Consider the following 22,176-nt stretch of genomic DNA (forward strand, 5'->3'; position numbering starts at 1 on the left):
AATTTAAAATCTATTTACTGTGTCAAAAATTTATGAAATTAGTAGAGTGAAATAATTTGGGTTTTAATGATCACCATTTCATTTTTCAATTGGATTCTTTATCATATTGATAGTTACAACCGTTCTAAAACCAAGATGTTCTGAAGAAGAGTCTTTACTATTAGCCATTCTAGCTGAATTTCTATAACTTGCACAATAGGACTTATTGCATAAGAAAGAACCTCCTTTTATTACTTTTTCTTGGGCCAAAGCATTATTTGGATTATATGGTAGTTCAGGCCCTAGTGGATTTAATGTTACACCTTTTTTGGATAATTCATTGTAATAATTGGTGTTATACCAGTCCTGTGTCCACTCCCAGACGTTACCTGCCATATCATATAATTCCATGGAATTAGGAGAAAAAGATTGCACCGGTGCAATACTTTCAAAACCATCTTTTTTGGTATTTAAGTTTGGAAAAGTTCCATTCCAGGTATTTGCTTTTTGGTGTAAGGAAGTATCAGAATTACCCCAAGTGTAAATAGACTCAATTTCTTTTCCTCTGGAAGCTAATTCCCACTCGGCTTCTGTGGGAAGTCTGCGATTGGCCCATTTGCAATAGGCTAGTGCATCTTCATATGCAATATGCACTACGGGGTAGTCATCTTTACCGTCAATGGTACTGTTAGGGCCATTAGGATGTTTCCAGTTAGCTCCTATTTTCCATTCCCACCACTGAGAATAATTATACATATTTAATATTTTAGATTGGGGCTTTTTAAAAATTAAGGATCCTGGTTGTAATATTGAATCATTAGGTTTTGGAGTTCCAGGGGGTAACTCTTTTTTCATCTCATTCCAATCGACTTTTCTTTCTGCTAGGGTAGTGTACCCGGTTTCTTGTACAAATTCTTTGAACTGTGCATTGGTAACTTCAGTAAGATCAATAAAAAAGCCATCTACCGCTACAGGATGATGTGGTTTCTCATGCGACATAGCCAAAGAATCATTAGATAGGGCACCCTGCATAAATTGCTTACCGGGAATCCATACCATTCCTGGTGGAATGTTTATGTATGGAGGAAACGAAGTAATGAGTTTAATTTCTGAATTGTGCTCTGTAACAATCAGATGCTCTTTTCTTTTGTTCTTGCATCCAATAATTACGAAGATCAACAATACAAAAAATATTAAGAACTTGGTTTTTGTCATCATGAAATCAGAAAATTATTTTACTATTTCCGGTAGCTCAAAACGTTTGGTAATTTCATTATTGTCTACAGGTTTTAAGATATAACTATATTCATAATCTTTGGCAGGAACTCTAAATTCTTCATGCGGAAGTGCATTTTTCGACCAACTATCATCGCCACCAACTCCCATTTGCAAATAATCTATGTTCAATGTTATAAAATCTGTTTTCTTAAGGTCATACGTATGTAAAGCATTGTCAATATCTTCTAAAGTATAGGGTAATGCACTTACACTAAGGTTTGAATTAACTCCAGCTATATACAGGCCTTTTCCTTCATTATTTGATACTGTAAACCATCGTACATCCGTTTTATTACTACTTTCTTGAGGTCTGATATATGACTGATAATCATTTGAAACAGACTCCTTAAATAACCCTACAGCTGCTCCATAGTTTCTATCATTATAATTTTCGTGCGGTCCTTTCCCTAACCATTGAAAGGTATCAAATTCATTAGAAAGTTGGACCATCATCCCATACTTAGGTAACATTGGTAACTCCTGGTTTTTAATAATAAACTTATTTTGAATTGAAATAGTTCCATCTCCAAATATAGTATACTTTAAAACCAATTCAACTTTATTGTCAACCAGAGAATAGTTAGAAATTACTTGATGCTTATTACTTTTTGACGTGTCAACTTTGAAAGATAATAGTTTTTTGTTTTTGGAAGCTTCTTTCCAGATTGCTAAAGTTTTTGGCGTTCTACCTCCTCCGCGATCATTATCAGTAGTTGGTCTCCAAAAGTTAGGAGTCAGGGCTCCGGTAATAATAGGCGTGTTTTTGTAGAAGTACGATATTAATTCGCCAGATTTTTCATTGAAGATAACTGAAAAGTCCTGAGATGAAAAGCTAATCTTGTTGGTTTCTTTTGTCATTATGATGTCAGAAGTAAATTGATAATCATAGGATGGTAAAGGTAGCCGGTACGGTAGTTTAAACTGTTCCCAGGCCACCTCATGTCCTTTTGGAGCCCAAGATTTTTGGTTATTTAATTTGAAAGCAACTTTTAGAAAATACTCGGCTCCTTTTTTTAATTTTGGTGTTGTAATTGGCAATATCAATTCTTGACTTTCTTTTGCATTAATATTCAGATCAGAAATAGTTCCATTTTGAATTGTTTTCCCATCTTCTTGTACTTCCCAAAACAATTCAAATTCATTAAGATTGGTAAAGTTATGCCTATTTTTAATGTTAATTTTACCTTTTTTCAGGTCAATAGCTTCTATTTTTATAGGTTGAAATATCTTTTTTACTTCCCATAAAGCTGGTTGCGGACTTCTATCAGGGTTAACAATTCCATTCAAACAAAAGTTTTTGTCATTGATCTTGGTATCCCCCATATCTCCTCCATAAGCATAGTAAGCTACCCCGTTTTCTGTTTTTTGAAGCAATCCCTGGTCCACCCAGTCCCAAATATATCCACCGATCATTCGCTTATTAGATCTGATGGCATCCCAAAATTTAAATAAGTTACCTGTAGAATTCCCCATAGAATGTGCATATTCGCACCAGATTACCGCACGATGATCATCTTCTAGGTTCGCCATGTCTATCATGGGTTCAATAGGCATATACATCCTGCTCATCATATCGACATATGTCGGGTCTTTAAGGAATTCTTTTCCTTCATGATTCAAAGTTTGGGCACCTTCATAATGAACGTATCTTGTATCATCATAATTTTTAATCCACCCAGACATCGCCTGATGGTTGGGCCCCGAACCTGATTCATTGCCCAAGGACCAAAAGATAACTGATGGATGGTTTTTATCTCTTTCTACCATTCTGGTCGCTCGTTCTATATGAGCACTGGTCCACTCTGATCGATTACTTAAATATCCGCCAAGCTGATGTGTTTCAAGATTAGCTTCATCCATTACATAGATTCCGTACTCATCGCATAATTCATACCATCGGGGATCGTTGGGGTAGTGTGAGGTGCGAACGGCATTAATGTTAAACTGTTTCATGGTTTTGATATCTTCTAACATCAATTCTTCGCTTACTACTTTTCCCTTTACCGGATCATGATCGTGCCGATTCACTCCATACAATAGCGTAGACATACCATTGATAAAGAGTTCTCCATCTTTAATTTCTACTTTTCTGAAACCTATTTTGGTACTTCGATATTCTTTAATTTTACCTTTGTCATCTTTTACATAAAATATCAAAGTATACAAATTAGGTTTCTCTGCACTCCATTTTCTGGGGTTTTCTACATTTGCCTCGAGGATTGCAAATTTTGGTTTTCCTCTTTGATTATAATATTCATATACAATATCTTTCAGATTCTTTTCTAAAGGTTTTTTTAATATAGCATTACCTTCAACATCGAATAATTGGGCTTCTAATTTCCAACCTTCTATTTTTTGATTATCATAAACTTTAATTTTAGGTCTAATTTTTAAAAGAGCATCTTTATAATTTTTATCTAAATCTGTTTTTACAAAAAAATCATATAATTGTACTTTAGGCGATGCAGTAATAAATACATCCCTATGTATACCACTTAATCGCCAATGATCCTGATCTTCTAAATACACACCATCACTCCATCGGTATACCTGTACAGCTAAATGATTTTCACCTTCTAGTAAATAAGGAGTGATATCAAATTCTGATGGAAGCATACTATCTTGACCATATCCTAATTTTTGACCATTGATCCATACATAAAAAGCAGAGCTTACTCCGCCAAATTGTAATGTGATTTGCATATCTTTCCAGTGTTCAGGTACTTCAAAAGTAGTTCTGTAACTTCCAGTTGGATTATCATCATCAGGAACATAAGGTGGGTTTACAGGAGAGAAGGGGTATCTAATGTTTGTATAAATAGCAGTTCCGTATCCATGTAGTTCCCAATTTGAAGGAACCGAAATTGTTTTCCAATTGGAATCGTCATAGCTTTTAGCATAAAACCCTTTTGGAGCTTCTTCAGGAACAGGAGCCCAGGAAAACTTCCAGCTTCCATTAAGGGATAGGTGTCGTTTAGAATCATTTTGCCTGGCTTTAAAGGCTGCTTTTTCTGTTTCATAAGAAATGGAAGTTGCTCTAGATGGTAATCTGTTAACAGAAGTAATCAAGGGATCTTCATAGTGCTTATAGGATGTGGTAAGCTGTTGCCCTTGGATAACGCAATAGTTAAAAATAACCAGTATTACGAGAAAAAGGATTCGCATGTATTTTAATTTTAAAAATTTATATGTCAAAATATAGAAAAACAATCTAAGGCCTGTCCCGTAGTGTCCTGTTGAAATAAAATACATTTTACTTGATTTGAACTATCTTTTTTTAGGTATTTTAGTTTTTTTAGAATTAAAATTTAATGCAATATTCAAAAAACCTCGGAGTACATCTTAAACGTATTTTTGAAGAAAAGTTTACTAAAACTCCTCAGTTTGTTTTTTCACCAGGAAGAATTAACCTTATTGGCGAACATACAGACTACAATGATGGTTTTGTTATGCCGGCAGCTATAGATAAAGGAATCTACATAGCATTTGCCAAAAATGAAAATAACCGTATAAGATTGTTTTCTTATGATTTTGATGAGACTGTTGAGGTTGAATTAAAAAAATTAGAAGCAGTTTCGACAGGGTGGGCTAATTATATTCTGGGCGTTGTAAACGAAATTCAAAAAATTAAGCCTTTATCCTCTGGTTTTGATATGGTTTTTGGAGGTGATATTCCTATTGGTTCTGGGCTTTCTTCTTCTGCTGCGTTAGAATGTGGTGTGGGGGTAGCATTAAATAATCTATTTAATGTAAAACTTCAAAAAATACAAATTGCGAGGATAGGCCAAGCTGCAGAACATAATTTTGTAGGTGTTCGATGTGGGATCATGGATCAATTTGCCAGTATAATGGGCAAAAAGAATCATACAATTCAATTAGATTGCAGATCCTTGGAATATGAATACTTTCCTTCAAACTTTGAAGAATATCAGATCCTCTTATGCAATTCAAAGGTAAAACACTCTTTAGCAGAATCTTCCTACAATCAACGTAGAGAAGAATGCGAAAAAGGAGTACAAATACTTAAAGAGAAGTATCCTTTAATAGAAAGTCTTAGAGATGTTACTCTTGAAATGCTGGATATATTGAGACATAGACTATCAAATACTTTATACAATCGTTGTTCTTATATTATTGAGGAAAATCAAAGAGTAGTAGAAGCAAGTAAATTGCTAAAACAAAATAAGCTTAAACAATTAGGAGCATTATTATTTGAGTCTCATCAAGGGTTGTCTAAAAAGTATGAGGTAAGCTGTGAAGAATTAGATTTTTTGGTGGATTTAGTGAAAAATAATTCTGCTGTTTTAGGTTCTCGTATGATGGGCGGAGGTTTTGGAGGATGCACTATTAACCTTGTTGAAAGATCTGCAAAAGAAAATTTAGTAAAAGAACTTACTCGAGAGTATGATAAGAAATATAATATAGCCCTAGAATGTTACGAGGTAGAACTAGAAAATGGAACTCATCTAATTAATCATGAATTTTATGGATCAATTTAGTCTTAAAGAACATTCGCATAGACGTTATAATCCTTTGACGGGAGAATGGATTCAGGTCTCACCACATCGATCAAAACGCCCCTGGCAAGGACAAGTAGAGAAAACAGTTGAGACCACGAGACCGAAATTTGATTCTACCTGTTATTTATGTCCTGGAAACACCAGGGCCAATGGAGAAATAAATCCCAAATACGATAGTATCTATTCATTTACAAATGACTATTCTGCCCTACAACCGAATATCCCCGCAGGAATTGTAGAGGAAGATGATCTTTTCATTGCAAAAAGCGAGCAGGGATTATGTAAAGTCATTTGCTTTTCTCCGGATCACAATATGACCATACCCGAGATGAATATCGAGGCAATTAGAAAGGTAATAGACCTTTGGGCCCTTGAATATAAGGAGATAGGAAAGCTGGACTTCATTAATTATGTTCAAATTTTTGAAAATAAGGGTGCAATTATGGGATGTTCTAATCCTCATCCCCACGGCCAGATTTGGGCACAAGAATCTATTCCCGAAGAACCTAAAAAGAAAGGTGTCGAGTTTCAAAAGTATTATGAAAAGAATAAAAGGTCATTGTTACTCGATTATGTAGAAAGAGAGTTAGAAAAGAAAGAAAGAATCCTTTTTGAAAATGAAGATTTTGTTGGGCTTGTTCCTTTCTGGGCAGTTTGGCCTTTTGAAGCTATGATCGTTAGTAAAAGGCATACTAGCAGTATTCTTGGGTTAACAGAAGATGAAAGAACCGCTTTTGCAGATGCCTATAAAAAGTTGACGGTCATGTATGATAATCTATTTGAAGTTTCTTTTCCATACTCAGCAGGAATTCATCAAGCTCCGACAGATGGTAAAATACATCCAGAGTGGCACTTACATATGAGTTTTTATCCACCGCTTTTAAGATCCGCAACAGTTAAAAAATTTATGGTTGGATATGAGATGTTCGCAAATCCCCAAAGAGATATTACTCCAGAGCAGGCTGTTCGAATGTTGAAGGGTGTATCAGATATTCATTATAAGCTACAATAAATTCAGGGTTTTACTCGATAATCGAGGTTTAAATGCTCTATGGCTTGCTGTGAAATCAAAATTAATTTCCAACCGATGCCTAGTGGGCTTGCCCCGGGGTAGTTTACTTTTGAAGCATCTTGCTGAAAACCAGATATAAAATCCCACAGCTCAACCAAGCTGGTAAAGTTACAAAAGATAAAAATACGTCAAACTGCTTCGATATAAAATAGAATACTCCAAAGCTAATTACCCATGCCAATAAAACTGAAATATTGAAATTGATCTTTTTTGTTTCCGCATAAAAGGGAATGATTCCTATTTTTTTTCCGAAGAAATGTTCAAAAACAATAATCGCTCCTATTGGAGCCAGAATAAAACCATATAATGCCACAAATCCTAATAACTTCATTGCAAAAGCCGGAAAAATTCCAGCTAGAGTAGCAATAGATCCTGCAATGATAGTAACCCAAAATGTAGAAACCTTTGGGATAATTGCCTGAAACGCTAATCCAGCTCTATAGATGGTAGGGTTAGCTGTTGTCCATCCTGCTAATATAACCGCGATAATCCCAAATAATCCAATAGCATTATTAGCCAGGGGCCCCGGTGCAACTGGTGGTGCTTCTCCGTTATTTAAAAAAGCCTGAGCTTCTGGTGTTTTGAGATATACAGCATATAATAAAGCTGCAGCTATCCAGGCCATATAATGACCAACATACATTCCTGCCGCTGTTGTCCAGCCTGATGATGGTGATTTGGCAAACCTAAATACGGAAAGATCAGACATTCCGATATGCATTGCTGCATTACAAAACCAAGACCATATCACTACGTGCCAGAAGGTAAATTTTGTTTGTCCGGGAAATGGTGCTGATCCTTCTCCCCAGATGTTCCAGAAACTATCAAAATTTTTTACACCTAATTGATTTAGAGCGACAATTCCGCAAGCTATAAATGCCAATACGATTACTGGTGACATCCAGTTAGCGGCTTTAGATACTGTATCATATCCTCTGGCGGCAATTAAAGAAATTACCGTACCAATAATGATGACAATGATGATCCAAGTAATCCCATTTGGCATGGTATCTGTAAGTTTCGGCATTTCCATATCAAATGGAACACCTACAGCTGTGGCAGATACTGTAATCATCGCTCCGGCAAGAAAACAAAATAAAATACCATTAGCTAAGTTGTATGTGGTTACCAAATTTTTACCACATATTTTTTCTAAATGATAATAAAGTGTGAGCCTATTTTTAACTGCAATTTCTGCGGTAAGAAATCGCCAACTCAATACGGCTAGTAAGTTACCTATTAGTAATCCTATGATGAGATCAAATGCGCTTACTCCTGCAGTCAAAAATAGGGGTCCAATCATAAATTCGGTTCCTGCGGCATGTTCTCCGGCATACATACCCAAGAAACTTTTCCAACCTTTCCGACTACTTTGGGGTACAGGCTCTCTTTCGAATTCACCACCGGCGATCTCTTCTATTTCTTCTTCAATATTAAACTGACTCATACTTTGTAGTAAACTATGTTATCAAATGATTAGGGAAATCTTCTGTATACTCACAACAGATTTGCTCCATGACTTGTTGTAATTGTGTTTTAATGAGTGAAATGGTGTGATTTCCACCTTCCTTTCCAAGGGCCGATACTCCATACATAAATGATCGACCCATAAATGTAAATTGAGCACCACTTGCCATAGCTCGTGCAATATCAGGACCAGACCTTAGACCGCTATCCATCATCACAGTGATTTTATCGCCATATTTTTGTGCAATCTTACTAAGCGGTTTTATGGTGGATTGACCCGCATCTAATTGCCGTCCACCGTGATTGGAAACAATGATTCCGTCTAATCCCAATTTAATGGCCTTTTCGGTATCAGCTTCGCTGGCGACTCCCTTAAGCACTATTTTGCCTTTCCACATATCCCGTATAGGAGCAATTTTTTCTTCATTCAGTCTTCCGCTAAAGGTTATATCCATAAACTGGCCAAGAGCACTCAGATTCAAATTTTTGGGCATATAGGGTTTTAGAGTTTCAAAATTAGGCTGTCCCTGAATCAAAGTCTGTAATGCCCAGTTGGGTTTGCTTAAAATTTGCAGAATATTTTTAATTGACATCTTAGGAGGCATCGCTAAGCCGTTTCTAATATCTCTGGGCCTGAACCCAAAAGTAGGGACATCACATAGTAAGACTAATACTGGACATTCTGCAGAAGCAGCCCTTTTAATTATATCATCTCTCAGTCTATCTTCAGTAGGATGATATAGTTGAAACCATGCGTTACCTTCGGTAATTTTGCTAATACGTTCTATACTACTAGTGGTAACAGTACTTAAAACAAATGGGATATTATGATCAAATGCGGCTTTTGCCAGAATATCTGGAGCATTGGGCCACATTAATCCTTGCAGACCTATTGGTGCAACACCAAACGGGGCATCGTATGTTTTGCCGAATAACTCGGTTTTCATATCAGAGCCAGTATGTTTGCTTAAGTAGTTGGGTCTGAGTTCAACTTTTTGTATGTCAGAACGGTTTCTAGAAAGATTTACATCTTCATTACAACCACCATCTAAATATTCAAAAGCGAACTTTGGAATCCGTTTTTTTGCTTTACTTCTGAGATCATCAATTGCAGGATATTTTGTGTTGTATTTCCATTTCATACTGTAGTATATCAATTATAAAGGTTGCAATACTGGTGGTTGTAATTTTTTCATTTGATAATTGTCTTTCAAGAATCTTGAATTGAGTTTATGATCAGAAATTACCATAGCAGCGCCTAGAGCCGAACCTAATGGTGATTTGGTGGTTCGGACTTTATATTTTTTAAAGTGTAGGGCGACCAGCTTGATAAAAATTTCATTATCTGTAAATCCACCATCGATATAAATCTTTTTGATTTTACTCTTACCAATAGCTAACCTTGTGGTTTGTACTTGGATATCTACCAGCTCGATCATAAGTTGGTGAAAAGCGATATCAAAAGAAGAAAATACGGATAAATCAGTTTCTGAAACTTTATGATCTCTGTCGATGCGTATTTCCTCAAATCTAAAGTATCTTTTCTTTTGATCTTTTAGTTTGAGATACAAGTTGATGTCAAACCCTATGGTTTTATGATAATCTTTATCTTTATTGAAATAATTACAGAGTTTCTTTATTTGCACCGTATATTCCTGCCCCATAAAGAATCGGGTAGCACGTACTGTCCTTCCATCAATTCTTAAATAGTTCAGACAGTTGTTTTGTATATCTTTTTTTGATAATGACTCATTATTAAAAGGATTTAAAGTAATACTCCAGGTTCCAGTAGAAATAAGAATAAAAGGTTTTTTTTCTCCTAATAAATAGGGTATTAATGCAGATGAGCTATCGTGGATTCCTACACCTATTTTAATTCTTTTTTCATTGTAAATCATGTTGAAACTGGTCTGAGTGGAAATTATAAAAGGAAATTTAGTATCAATTCCTTGATTTATGACCCACTGGTGATACGTATTCTTTTTATAATCCCATAACGCTGTATGACAACCAATACTGGTAAATTCGCTTACTGGAATTCCTGTAAATAAAAAAGACAGATATTGCGGAAAATGAAGAGAATATCTAATCCTAGAGAATAATCCCGGTCTGGTATGTTTTAACCAATACAATTGCATCCCCGAATTAAGCATTTCAGCAGAAGGAGAAGCGGTTTCTGTAGCAATAGTCAACGGATCTCCATGATCCTGGTAGAAAGCAGTTGCAATTTCTTTGGGTAATGGTTTTAAATAATTATATAAAGGTGTTAACACATTCCCCTTTTTGTCTAGGTGTACCAAGCTCGCTCCATATGTTGAAAAATTTATAGCCTTGATATCATATTCCTTTGCAGAAAGTATTCTGTCAAACAAATCTTTAAGCCACTGTTGCAAAGCAGGTAGATTTTCGGTAGGAAATCCGTCTTCATCTTTAATCTCTTCAAATTTGGTGTATTCTTTATACACCTCTTTGTAATCGCTGTCAAAGAGAAAAAACTTCTTATTGGTTTTACCGATATCAAATATTGCAATTACCTTTTTCATTTTTATAAACCTGAAGCGGTAGAATTTTTGCCACGTTCTTTAATCAATGTTTTCCTTATTTCCAAAGATCTATAAATTGCCAAAGGATCAATGGCAGCATTCATTTGCACCCTGGATTCTCTTACCAAAGGCCGGACATCTGTTCGATAAGCTTCTTGTAAGATTTCCTGGCAGGCAACAATATCTTGAGCTTCTTGAGCCTCTTTAAGCTGTTTTTGATCTACCAATAGCGCTTGAGCATACGCTATCATTATGGCTTCAAGGGATTGAATTAGATCTTCTAAAGGATCTTTAATATTATGACTGGCATCGATCATCCAAGCCAAATCCGGATTCTTAGGATTATTTTCTATTCCATAGACTAGTTCATTAAATATTAAAAACAACGCGTATGGTTTTATAGAACCTACAGTGAGATCGTCATCACCATATTTACTATCGTTAAAATGAAATCCTCCTAGCTTGCCTTTATATAATAGTGTAGCAACAATCTGTTCGATATTTGTGTTAGGTAAATGATGACCTAAATCTACAAGAGTGTATGCTCTCTCTCCGCATTCATTAGCGAGCATATATGAAGTTCCCCAATCCTGGATCACTGTACTATAAAAATTGGGTTCGTAGGGTTTATATTCGATAAATAGTTTCCAATCCTTTGGAAGTGATTTGTAAACTGTCTTAAGACTATCTTGCGTGTTTTTTAGAGTTTCTTGAAAATTAAGCTGCCCGGGAAAACTTGAACCGTCTGCTAACCATACTGTGAGACTCTTTGATCCTAATTTCTCTCCAATATTGATAACATCAATATTATGTTGAATGGCTTGCTCTCTAACAGCTTTATTACTGTTGCATAAGGAGCCAAACTTATAACTTTCTTTAGCGTTGGATTGATCTTGAAAAGTATTAGAGTTTACCGCATCAAAGACAATATTATGCTGTGCTGCTTTATCTTTAATAGCTTGATAATTTTGAGGAATATCCCATGGGATATGCAGAGAAACTGCTCCCGCAGCGTTGGTTAATGTATGGAGTATACCTATATCGTCCAATTTTTGTTCCAAAGTGCTTGGTTCACCTCCAAAAGAAAATCTTCCGAAACGAGTTCCCCCAGCACCTAGTGCCCAACTTGGTATAGCAACCTGAAAATCTTTTAGCTTTTTAATTATATGTTGCCCGTCAATACCTTTGTGTTGGAGCTGATTTGCTATAAAGTCCAGTTGTATGAGGTGTTTAGTTTCTACACTTTTGTTAAGATCAGATATTTGTTGTTTATCAATTTTCATTATAGATATGAGTATTAGCGAACAAAGGCATTAGGCATACCTCCATCTACATTGATTGTGTTACCAGTACTTTTATCTAAGATAGCCAATAAAGCAAAAACGGCATTTGCAATATCTGCAGGAAGTATAATTTCATTAAGTAAGTTGCGTTTTGCGTAATGTTTTGGTAAATCTTCCACCGATATTCCATAAGCTTTGGCCCTTCCTTCTGCCCATTTTCCTTCCCATATTTTACTGCCAATGATAACACCATCAGGATTAACTGTATTCACTTTTATTTTTTGTGGACCTAGTTCTGCTGCCAAAAGCCTGGTCATGTGTTGTTGGGCTGCTTTTGCTGTTCCATACCCTACATTGTTTGGTCCTGAGACTAAACCATTTTTACTGGCTATGTTTATGATGTCCCCACCTAATCCTTGTAGTTTGATAATTTCGACACCTTTTTGAACCATAAGAAATTGCCCTTTCACCAAGACACTTTGCAACAAATTCCAGTCGGCTAAAGTAGTTTCTTCTAACGGCTTTGAGATAGCTAAACCTGCAGAGTGAATTATAATATCAATACCTCCAAATGCTAAGCAACCTTCTTTATATGCTTTTTCTATAGAATTAGAATCTGTTACATCACAAATTGTGGTTAGAGCTTCATCTTTTGTGAAGGACATTGAAGCATTTTTTAGAGTTTCTTCTTGCAAATCTGTGATGATAACATTGGCACCTTCGGCTATTAATTTATCTGCAATCGCTTTACCTATTCCACCTGCAGCTCCTGTAATGATAGCCACCTTTCTGGATAAAGGTTTTTCTTTGGGCATACGCTGAAGTTTAGCTTCCTCTAGTAACCAGTACTCTATATTAAAAGCTTCTTGCCGAGGCAGAGCAGTATATTCAGAAATTGCTTCTGCACCACGCATGACATTGATGGCATTTATATAAAATTCGCTTGCCACTCTTGCTGTTTGTTTGTTTTTGGCAAAAGTAAACATCCCCACACCAGGGTAGATAATTACCACAGGATTAGGGTCTCGCATCGGCGGACTATCTTCATGCTTACAACTTTCATAATATTGTCTATAGTCGTCTCTGTAGTTTTCGAATTTTGTTTTTAATTTCTTCAATATCGCTTGGGAATTCGATACATCTTCATCTGATTTTAATGTAAGTACGAGAGGTTTGATTTTGGTCCTCAAAAAATGATCTGGACAAGAAGTTCCCATAGGAGCTAATTTTTCAAGATCATTACTGTTGATGTAGGTTAAAACCCGATCATCATCGGTAAAATGGCCGATCATAGTATTCTCACTAGAACACAGGCCTCTTAATAAAGGAGCAAGTGCTGATGCTTGTTCTTTTCGTTTACTTGGAGGGAGACTTTTTATTTTTTGTCCACCAAAAGCATTGCCATTTTCATTGACTTTTTTTTCAATATAGGATGAAGCCATCTCTATAACTTCCAGACTGTTGATATAGCATTCATACGAAGTATCCCCCCAGGTGAATAATCCATGATTCCCTAATACAATACCTCTTATACCTGGATTTTCTTCGAGACATTTCTCTAATTGAAGACCAAGATCAAAACCTGGTCTTTGCCAGGGAACCCAGCCCATAGCGTCCCCCCAGATCTCTTTGGTAATTTTTTCTCCATCCTTTGCCGCAGCAATAGCAATGACTGCATCAGGATGGAGATGATCAATATGTTTAAAGGGTAATAACCCGTGCAAAGGCGTATCAATTGATGGAGCTTTACTATTTAAATCGTATATGCAATGATTAAACAAAGCCACCATTTCATCTTCATGCTCAATACCGCGATATACTTTTTTTAAGTTTCTAAGCCTTTCTGTGTATAACCCGGCAATTCCGCTTCTGGAAAGTGTACCAATATCCCCACCTGATCCTTTAACCCACATCACTTCTACATTTTCATTGGTCAGGGGATCTTTCTCTATAGTTTTACAGCTTGTATTACCACCGCCGTAATTGGTGATTCTTAAATCTGTACCCAAAATGTTGGATCTGTATAAAAAAAGAGCAACTTCGTCTCCTTCGAGCTTTGCGGCTTTAGAATGGTCCCAGAGGTAATCCACGTAGTCAAACGACTTTTTTACTATTCCCATAGTATTATGGTTTAATTGATGGCTAACTAAAAATAATTTTTGACTTGAGTCTCTACGAAAATAGAGGTAGCCTAACTATTCTCCATCCTGTAGTATACTGTATCATATAAAAGTGTTTTTCAGAATATTCTTATAATTTATAACAAAAAATATTTGATTATGAATTGTATTCATAATTTTTTATTTATTTTTCAAAAGAAATAGTTACTTAATATTACCCCTAAAACGCAAAAATGAACCTTTTGGTAAACATAAGGATTGATCATGAATCCAGAAAACCCAAGTATAAACAGATTGTAGACTCGATTATAGATGATATCTCGAGAGGAAATCTGAATGTTGGACAGAAAATCCCATCTATCAACGAAATAAGTGAAGAGTTTTATTTGTCTAGAGATACTGTAGAGAAAGCATATAATCTTCTTAAGGATCGCAAAATAATAGAGTCAGTCAAAGGAAAAGGATTTTATGTAGCCAAAACAGATCTAATAAATAAGGTTAATATTCTTTTCCTGATTAATAAGCTTAGTTCTTATAAAATGAGCATTTATAATTCATTTTTGAATGCTATTGGAACAAACGCCCATTTAGATTTACATATTTATCACTGTGATGAAACTTTATTTTTGAAATTGATGGACAGGTACCAAGGGCACTATGATTATTATGTGATCATGTCACATTTCAAGAATGAAAAACTTCAACATATAGGATATACAGAAAAGGTAATGCAGGCGATCGAGCGAATTCCCGAAAATAAATTAGTATTACTAGATAATAAAATTGATTTTATTAAAGAAGACATAATTCAAGTATATCAAGATTTTGAAACTGATATTTTTGAAGCATTAACAGTAGGATTGGATAAATTAAAAAGGTATGATAAGCTAATTCTGGTATATCCGGATAAATCGGTTTATCCTTATCCAAGAGAAATTTTACATGGCTTCAGGAAATTTTGTGTTGCCAATTCATTTGATTTTGAAGTGTTAGATGATATCTATGAAGGTATGGAGCTTAGAGCAGGGGATGTCTATATTACAATTAAAGAAACCGACTTAGTAGACCTGGTAAAACAAGTAAGAGAAAGTACACTGCAATTAGGGAAAGAAATAGGTATTGTTTCCTACAATGATACGCCACTCAAAGAATTACTCGGGATTACTGTTATTGGAACGGATTTTAAACAAATGGGCGTTTCTGCGGCCAAAATGATTCTTGAAAATCGAAAAGAACAAATCAAAAATGATTTTAGATTTATTGATCGCAAGTCGATGTAAATCATGTAATTATTCTTTTTTACAACTTTAGTATTAATATATTCCGCCTTCTCCGGTTGTAAGACTATTACTAGTTTTTTATTGTAATCTCCTCTCAATTCTTAAACGTAAATTTAAAACAAGCAGCATAGTACAGGATGCAAATACTTTACTTCTAAGTTAATATTGTCTTAAAATATCAATATTATGGTAGATATTTAAGGAATACATTGAAGTATAAGCATTTAATAAATATGAATTATAAGAATATTGTAATTCAAGAATTCAAGAATAAGCATGAGAAAAAATAATCAAAGATTCATTCAACGGTACTTTCTGTTATTCTTCATCAATTTCACACTAATATCTTATGCAGAAGATAAAATTGGTAAAGACATACAAGGTGCAATTACGGGAAAAGTAATAAGTGAAAATGGTGTTCCATTGCCAGGGGTTAATGTTTTAATTAAAGGAACTCAGGTTGGGGTTTCTACAGATTTTGATGGAAATTACTCGATCCAGGTACCTAATAACTCCAGTGTTTTGATCTTTTCCTATTTGGGATTTGAGACTCAAGAAATAACGGTAGGTTCTAAAAAGATCATAAACGTTACTTTACTGGTGGAATCAACTTCTTTAGAACAGATAGTCGTTATCGGGTATGGGGAGCGTAGAAAATCAGAACTCATAGGTGCAGTATCAACTGTCCAAGCAGAAACTATAGAGGAACAACCTGTAACGACTTTTGAGCAAGCATTAATAGGACAAGTATCTGGGGTTCAGTTTAGAGATAATGGTGCTCCAGACGGTGGGCCACAACTTACTATACGAGGAGTCTCAACTTTTGGTAATAATAATCCGCTATATGTTGTGGATGGTTTTCCACTGGGGACAAACGCTGGCGACCAAAGAGATAATTATATCTTAAACTCTCTTAACCCTGCAGATATAGAGTCAATAAGTATTTTAAAAGATGCTGCTTCGAAGGCAATCTATGGATCTAGGGCGTCTAATGGAGTTGTAATCATCACAACTAAGAAGGGAAGAAAAAATGCCAGACCTGTAGTTTCCTTTGGAACGTTTCTGGGTATCCAATCTGTTCCTGAATTTGAAGCACCTGATGTTTTAAATGCCCGGGAATTGTATCAATATCAATTAGAATTTTATGAAGATCAGGAGGCTGCCGGGGTTCCTTTAGGAGGTTTGCAAACACAACAACGGGAGTTTTTGCTTGGTCTAGATGATATTGGACCTGATAATGATTGGTGGGACCTTATTACTAGGGATGCTATTGTAAAAAATTACAGTTTGGGAGTTTCTGGAGGAGGACAGAACAATAGATATAATTTATCTATTGCCCATCAGGATCGAGAAGGAACGTTAATTAATACAAATTTTAAAAGATACTCTCTGAATTTTAATTTTGATACTGATATTACCAAAAATTTAAAACTTGGGTTAAATTTTGCTCCTACCCGGTCTGTTGCGACGGGAACAGGAACTAATTCTGATGCTGGAAATTTTAAAATATTTAGTGCTCCTGCCTTAGCTGCATGGACCGACCCCACAGCGCCATTATTTGATAATGAAGGAGTCCTAACGGGAGTAACCCAGGGAAACTTGATATTTAGATCCAGAAATGCGAATCCCGTTACTCAATTAATTGAGCGAGAAGCAGAACGAAGGTCAGATTTGTTAAGATTAGGAAGTTTTCTAGAATGGGAATTTCTACCTAATTTAAAAGCAAAAACTTTTTGGTCGATGCAGTTGATCGATAGACGAAATGCTGGTTTTACGCCTTCCAGACTTCCCGGGGGAAATCTCTTTGCGAACCTTAATGGATCGCAACAAGCCAGTGCTAGCGTTCGTGAAGAAACTGCACTTAACTACATTTGGGAGAATACATTGAGTTATTCGGTATTATTCGGAAAAACTGATCAGCATAAATTAGATGCTTTGATTGGGTATACCATGGAAAAAAGGGAAACAACGGTTACTACTGCAAATTCAAGTAATTTAGTAGACGAAGAAATTAGAGTTCCTAGTGCCTCCAATTCTGTAGAACCCGCAGATTTTACGGGAGGGGTAAGTTATCAAGCAAATGCATTGATTACTTACTTATCAAGACTCAATTATGAGTATGATAATAGATATTTTCTTACCGGACTTATTCGTAGAGACGGATCTTCAAAATTTGGATTAGATAATAGGTATGGTAACTTTTGGGCAGTAGGTGGAGCATGGAGAATCTCTGCCGAAAACTTCTGGGAACCTGTTAGACCTGTTGTTTCCGAATTTAAGATAGAAGGAGGTTATGGGATCAGCGGGAATAATAGTAATATTGGTAATTACGAATACCAAGGAAATGTATCACTACAAAGAAACGATTTTCCAACAAATTATTTATATGGTGATGTAAATGCCGTAGGTGCCGCGGTTCGTGGACTTCCTAATTTTAATGCAAGATGGGAAGAGACAGAAGAAACTAACCTGGGTGTTGATTTGGGCTTTTTTAATAACCGATTTTTTATAGGCGCAGACTATTATGATATTCGCTCGGTAGGTTTTTTATTTCCCCTTCCTTTACCTAGAACGAGTGGATTTGGTGATGTTAGAGCTAATTTAGGTGAAATTCAAAATAAAGGAATTGAATTGGAAGTATCTGCAACTATTATTGATAAACAAGATTTTACCTGGAATGTTAATCTAAATTATACCGCCAATAGAAATGAGGTAATCGATGTGCCGCAAGAACAAGGCTTCTTTTTTCCGCGAAACAGTACAATTGGCCGCGTTAATATTACTGAAGTAAGAGAAGGTGAGCCCATCGGTAGATATAGGGGATTTAACGTTATCGGATTATTTACACAAGAAGAAATTGATGATCCTAATGTTCCTAAATATCCTGGTGCAATAGAAGGATCTCTAAAATTCGAAGACGTTCTTACCATCGATACAGATGGAGACGGTAATCCAGATGAGGCCGATGGGGTATTGAATGATCAAGACGTTACTATTATTGGGGATGCCAATCCAGATTTTATATTTGGTTTTTCAACACGACTTAAATATAAAAATTTTGACGTAAACATTATCGCTGACGGCGCCATAGGTCAGCAGGTTTTTACTGCCACTAATCAGTATTTAGCAAATCAAGATGATGGGCAATTTAATATAGAACGAGCATATTTGGATCGATGGAGACCTGGTGATGATCCAAGAACAAGAGTAATACCAGGAACAGGGAGTCTACAAAGCCGACAGTTTTTCAGAAGGCCTAATTCGCTTCACGTAAATGATGCAGATTACCTATGGATTAGAAATATAACGTTAGGGTATAGATTATCGGGAGATATATTCGAAAACCTTTTTCAATCGACTCGAATATACATTAGTGCGCAAAATCCATTTCTATTTACAGAATACGAATTTGGAAGTCCTACTGTAAACAGAGCTGCAGATAATGCGGCAGTAAGAAATATCGATAATGGAGCTTTTCCAGTATCAAGAACAATTACCCTAGGCTTAGACGTAACTTTTTAATAAAATTATTGAGATGAAAAATTTAGAAATTTTAATCGGAATCTTATTCGTATTGAGCATAACCAGTTGTGAAGACTTTCTGGAGGAAGATCCTGTTGCTTTTAGAACTCCTACTACTTTTTATTCTAAACCATCAGAGATTGACCAGGCTATTGCTGCAGTATATAGAATTAATAGAAATCTTCATAATCAATTACAACAAAGGTTTGGTGAAAGTAGGTCAGACAATGCAAACATAGAAATTACTGGTGATGGAGGTGGATTTGGAGACGATCAATTAAACGAATTTACTATGGATGCAGACAATGGAAGAATATCAGAGTATTGGAATACCAATTATTCCGGAATTTCCCGAGCCAACTTCTTATTAGCCAACATAGACGAAGTAGATTATCTAGAAAATGTGGCAACTAAAAATGCTAGAAAAGGTGAGGCTGTTTTTCTTCGTGCTTTATTTTACTTCAATCTGGTGAGGATTTACGGGGATGTACCTTATGTGACAGAACCAGGATTGACCCCAGAACAAATCCTATCTGAAGAGTTTACAGAAAGAGATCCTGCATCAGAAATTTATGTAGGAATATTAAACGAAGCCCAGACAGCCATAGATTTACTACCTACAACCACAGAAGATCCTGGCAGAGCTACTAAAGGAGCAGCCTTAATGCTGAAGGCAAAGATTCATATGGCACTAGAACAATATCCAGAGGCCAGACCACTTCTTGAAGAAATTACAACATTAGGGTATTCATTATTGCCAAATTATGCTGATGTTTTTTTTACAAGAAATCATAATGAAGGAATCTTTGAAATACAATATAGTCCAGCTCTAGATCAAGGTGCCGATTTTTTTAGAAATTATGTTCCATTTGTGAGTGGACAAGATATTTTAGGAGATGCTAGTAGTCCTAATAGTAGAGGTAATCAATTTCAACCCACACAGAGCTTAATAGATTTGTATGAGACACAAGATGAGCGATTTCAACATAATATTTCAATCTACCGAGATACAATTTTGGATGCTAATGGAAATGTCAACGAGATTGTCGATTATTATTGGACTAGTAAATTTGCTTTTCCTTTTGATCAAAATCAACCTAATCAACAAGAGATTAATTGGCAAATGTACCGGTATGCTGATGCATTATTAATGCTCGCAGAATGTTATGAACAAGCGGGCGGAGGAGATCCAGTACCAATAATTGAACAAATTAGAACGAGAGCAGGGTTACCAGATCCAGCACTTAGCGCAGGAGAGTTAGCTGATTTAGAACAGACTATAGCAGATGAAAGAAGAAGAGAATTGGCCTTTGAAGCTCATCGATATTTTGATTTGCTTAGAACCGGTAAGTTAGAAGAGGTAATGAGAGCACACGGAGCTGATCAAATAGCCAATGGTTTCACGGTTACTCCAGACGCCTATCAAAATATTCGCACAGTAATAGGAATTCCATTTAATCAAGTCCTAGCATTTGATTTTATACAAACTCCTGGATGGGAATAACATATAAGCAAAAAGTTTGATTTTAGTTTGAATTGTTTTTAGTAGATTTCAATGTAGGTTAAACCTATCTTTAAGTTTGGAGTTAGTCCATTAAATAAGCCCCATGCTAACCACCACAAGAGAATGGATAAGAAGATAGGTTTAATCACGTTGAGTTTCATTATACAAAGAAAAAGATAGATTGGTGAGGATGTCAACCTTATACGTAAGAAGAATATTGCTATTTACAATAATCGTATTATTACTTTCTAATTGTAAAGAAGATTCCGAAAATCAAAAACAGGAAGGATTACAACACCCCAATATCATTTTTTTATTGACAGATGATCAACGATGGGATGCTTTAGGATATGCTGGAAACCAAACACTACAAACTCCAAATATTGATGCTCTTGCGAAGAACGGGGTTTATTTTAAAAACGCGTATGTCACCACTTCGATATGTGCCGTAAGCCGGGCCAGTATACTTACCGGGCAGTATGCCAGACGGCATCAAATATGGGGTTTTAGTAAAGATTTTTCAGAAAAACAGCTAAATAATACTTATCCGTTACTTTTGCGTAAATCAGGATACAGAACAGGGTTTATAGGTAAATATGGTGTGGGTCATCAACTCCCAAAGGCTAAATTTGATTATTGGAAAGGTTTTCCCGGACAAGGAACCTTCACACAAAAAGATTCAGCAGGAAACGCTATTTATCTTACTCAAAAAATTGGACAGCAGGCTAGTGAATTTCTGGAACTTCAAAAGAGTTCTGATAAACCTTTTTGTTTGTCTGTTAGTTTTAAGGCTCCCCACGTAGAAGGAGATCCTGGATATTTTTTACCGAATAAGATTTTTGATAGTTTATATAGGAATACGAATGTAAAAGTTCCTAAAACTTCAAATTCGGCATATTTTGATCATTTTCCCAAAGAGTTTACAGAGAACAACGTGGCTAGAAATCGATGGAAAGATCGTTTTGCAACTCCCGTAATGCAACAAGAATCTATAAAAAAATATTATCGATTAATCCATGGGGTTGATGTCGTAGTAGGTGATATAGTTGAAAAGCTAAAAGATACTGGGCAAGATAAAAATACGGTGATCATCTTTACTAGCGATAATGGCTTTTATCTGGGAGAATATGGTTTCGCGGGAAAATGGTATGGCAGTAATCCTTCTATAAGAATTCCTATGATCATTTACGATCCGAGAAAAAAACATAAAGGGATAGTTATAGAAAAAATAGCACTTAACATTGATCTTGCTCCTACAATATTATCAATTGCTAATGTCGACATACCAAAAATTATTCAGGGAAAAGATCTGACAAAACTTATAGATAATCCTAAAACAGATTGGCGGGATGCCTTTTTCTATGAACATCTCTGGCAATCCTCAAACAGATATTATATCCCAAGTACAGAAGGAGTGGTTTGTAACGATAAAAAGTATATGAAATATTTTAGGAATGAAAATACAGAGGAGGTCATCTTTGAAGAATTGTACGATATTTCTGAAGATCCTGATGAAATCAAAAATCTAATTAATGTAAAGGGACAAGAAACCTTAAAATTTCAAATGAAAGAACAATACGAAATACTTAAAAAAGAAGCTCATTAAAC

General features: G+C 35.6%; 13 protein-coding genes. 6 read left to right on the plus strand and 7 right to left on the minus strand.

Annotated features, from left to right (window positions below; all coding sequences use genetic code 11):
• Positions 1-78 precede the first annotated feature (78 nt).
• Both ACFSJT_RS13685 and lacZ read right to left on the minus strand, forming a co-directional pair.
• Positions 79-1,197, minus strand: coding sequence for a formylglycine-generating enzyme family protein (locus ACFSJT_RS13685; protein ID WP_378320854.1), 1,119 nt, complete (start codon positions 1,195-1,197; stop codon positions 79-81).
• A 12-nt stretch (positions 1,198-1,209) separates the two neighbouring features.
• Entirely contained in the window at positions 1,210-4,422 is a 3,213-nt protein-coding gene (lacZ, locus tag ACFSJT_RS13690) for a beta-galactosidase, LacZ type (RefSeq protein WP_378320855.1), read from the minus strand.
• 146 nt (positions 4,423-4,568) lie between these two features.
• Between lacZ and ACFSJT_RS13695 the strand changes: the two genes are divergently transcribed.
• The gene (locus tag ACFSJT_RS13695; protein WP_378320856.1) at positions 4,569-5,756 is read left to right on the plus strand and encodes a galactokinase; all 1,188 of its coding nucleotides are present in this window, start codon (positions 4,569-4,571) and stop codon (positions 5,754-5,756) included.
• Positions 5,743-6,789 carry a UDP-glucose--hexose-1-phosphate uridylyltransferase gene (locus ACFSJT_RS13700; protein ID WP_378320857.1) on the plus strand — a complete coding sequence of 349 codons (1,047 nt, stop codon included), beginning with the start codon at positions 5,743-5,745 and terminating at the stop codon, positions 6,787-6,789. Before ACFSJT_RS13695 ends, ACFSJT_RS13700 begins: the two co-directional genes overlap by 14 nt.
• 103 nt (positions 6,790-6,892) lie before the next feature.
• Here the strand turns inward: ACFSJT_RS13700 and ACFSJT_RS13705 are convergent, their stop codons facing one another.
• From ACFSJT_RS13705 to ACFSJT_RS13725, 5 genes are read right to left on the minus strand one after another with little or no spacing between them, the layout of a single operon-like run.
• Positions 6,893-8,296: a purine-cytosine permease family protein gene (locus tag ACFSJT_RS13705; RefSeq protein WP_378320858.1), complete on the minus strand. Its 1,404-nt coding sequence runs from the start codon at positions 8,294-8,296 to the stop codon at positions 6,893-6,895.
• Positions 8,297-8,309: 13 nt separating this feature from the next.
• Positions 8,310-9,458, minus strand: coding sequence for an alpha-hydroxy acid oxidase (locus ACFSJT_RS13710; RefSeq protein ID WP_378320859.1), 1,149 nt, complete (start codon positions 9,456-9,458; stop codon positions 8,310-8,312).
• Between the two features lie 15 nt (positions 9,459-9,473).
• Positions 9,474-10,859: an FGGY-family carbohydrate kinase gene (locus ACFSJT_RS13715; protein ID WP_378320860.1), complete on the minus strand. Its 1,386-nt coding sequence runs from the start codon at positions 10,857-10,859 to the stop codon at positions 9,474-9,476.
• Positions 10,860-10,861: 2 nt separating this feature from the next.
• Positions 10,862-12,142 carry a sugar isomerase gene (locus ACFSJT_RS13720; RefSeq protein ID WP_378320861.1) on the minus strand — a complete coding sequence of 427 codons (1,281 nt, stop codon included), beginning with the start codon at positions 12,140-12,142 and terminating at the stop codon, positions 10,862-10,864.
• 14 nt (positions 12,143-12,156) lie between these two features.
• Positions 12,157-14,262 (minus strand): bifunctional aldolase/short-chain dehydrogenase, encoded by a 2,106-nt coding sequence (locus ACFSJT_RS13725; RefSeq protein ID WP_378320862.1) that lies wholly within the window; start codon positions 14,260-14,262, stop codon positions 12,157-12,159.
• A gap of 233 nt (positions 14,263-14,495) precedes the next feature.
• Here ACFSJT_RS13725 and ACFSJT_RS13730 point away from each other — a divergent pair, with 233 nt between their 5' ends.
• From ACFSJT_RS13730 to ACFSJT_RS13745, 4 genes are all read left to right on the plus strand, one after another.
• Positions 14,496-15,542, plus strand: a complete 1,047-nt coding sequence (locus ACFSJT_RS13730; protein WP_378320863.1) for a GntR family transcriptional regulator — start codon at positions 14,496-14,498, stop codon at positions 15,540-15,542.
• A gap of 276 nt (positions 15,543-15,818) precedes the next feature.
• The gene (locus tag ACFSJT_RS13735; protein ID WP_378320864.1) at positions 15,819-19,064 is read left to right on the plus strand and encodes a SusC/RagA family TonB-linked outer membrane protein; all 3,246 of its coding nucleotides are present in this window, start codon (positions 15,819-15,821) and stop codon (positions 19,062-19,064) included.
• Positions 19,065-19,077: 13 nt separating this feature from the next.
• Positions 19,078-20,568 (plus strand): RagB/SusD family nutrient uptake outer membrane protein, encoded by a 1,491-nt coding sequence (locus tag ACFSJT_RS13740; RefSeq protein ID WP_378320865.1) that lies wholly within the window; start codon positions 19,078-19,080, stop codon positions 20,566-20,568.
• Between the two features lie 190 nt (positions 20,569-20,758).
• Positions 20,759-22,174: a sulfatase family protein gene (locus ACFSJT_RS13745; RefSeq protein WP_378320866.1), complete on the plus strand. Its 1,416-nt coding sequence runs from the start codon at positions 20,759-20,761 to the stop codon at positions 22,172-22,174.
• Positions 22,175-22,176 lie beyond the last annotated feature (2 nt).

This window comes from Aquimarina celericrescens (genome assembly GCF_042682765.1).
Lineage (GTDB): Bacteria > Bacteroidota > Bacteroidia > Flavobacteriales > Flavobacteriaceae > Aquimarina > Aquimarina celericrescens.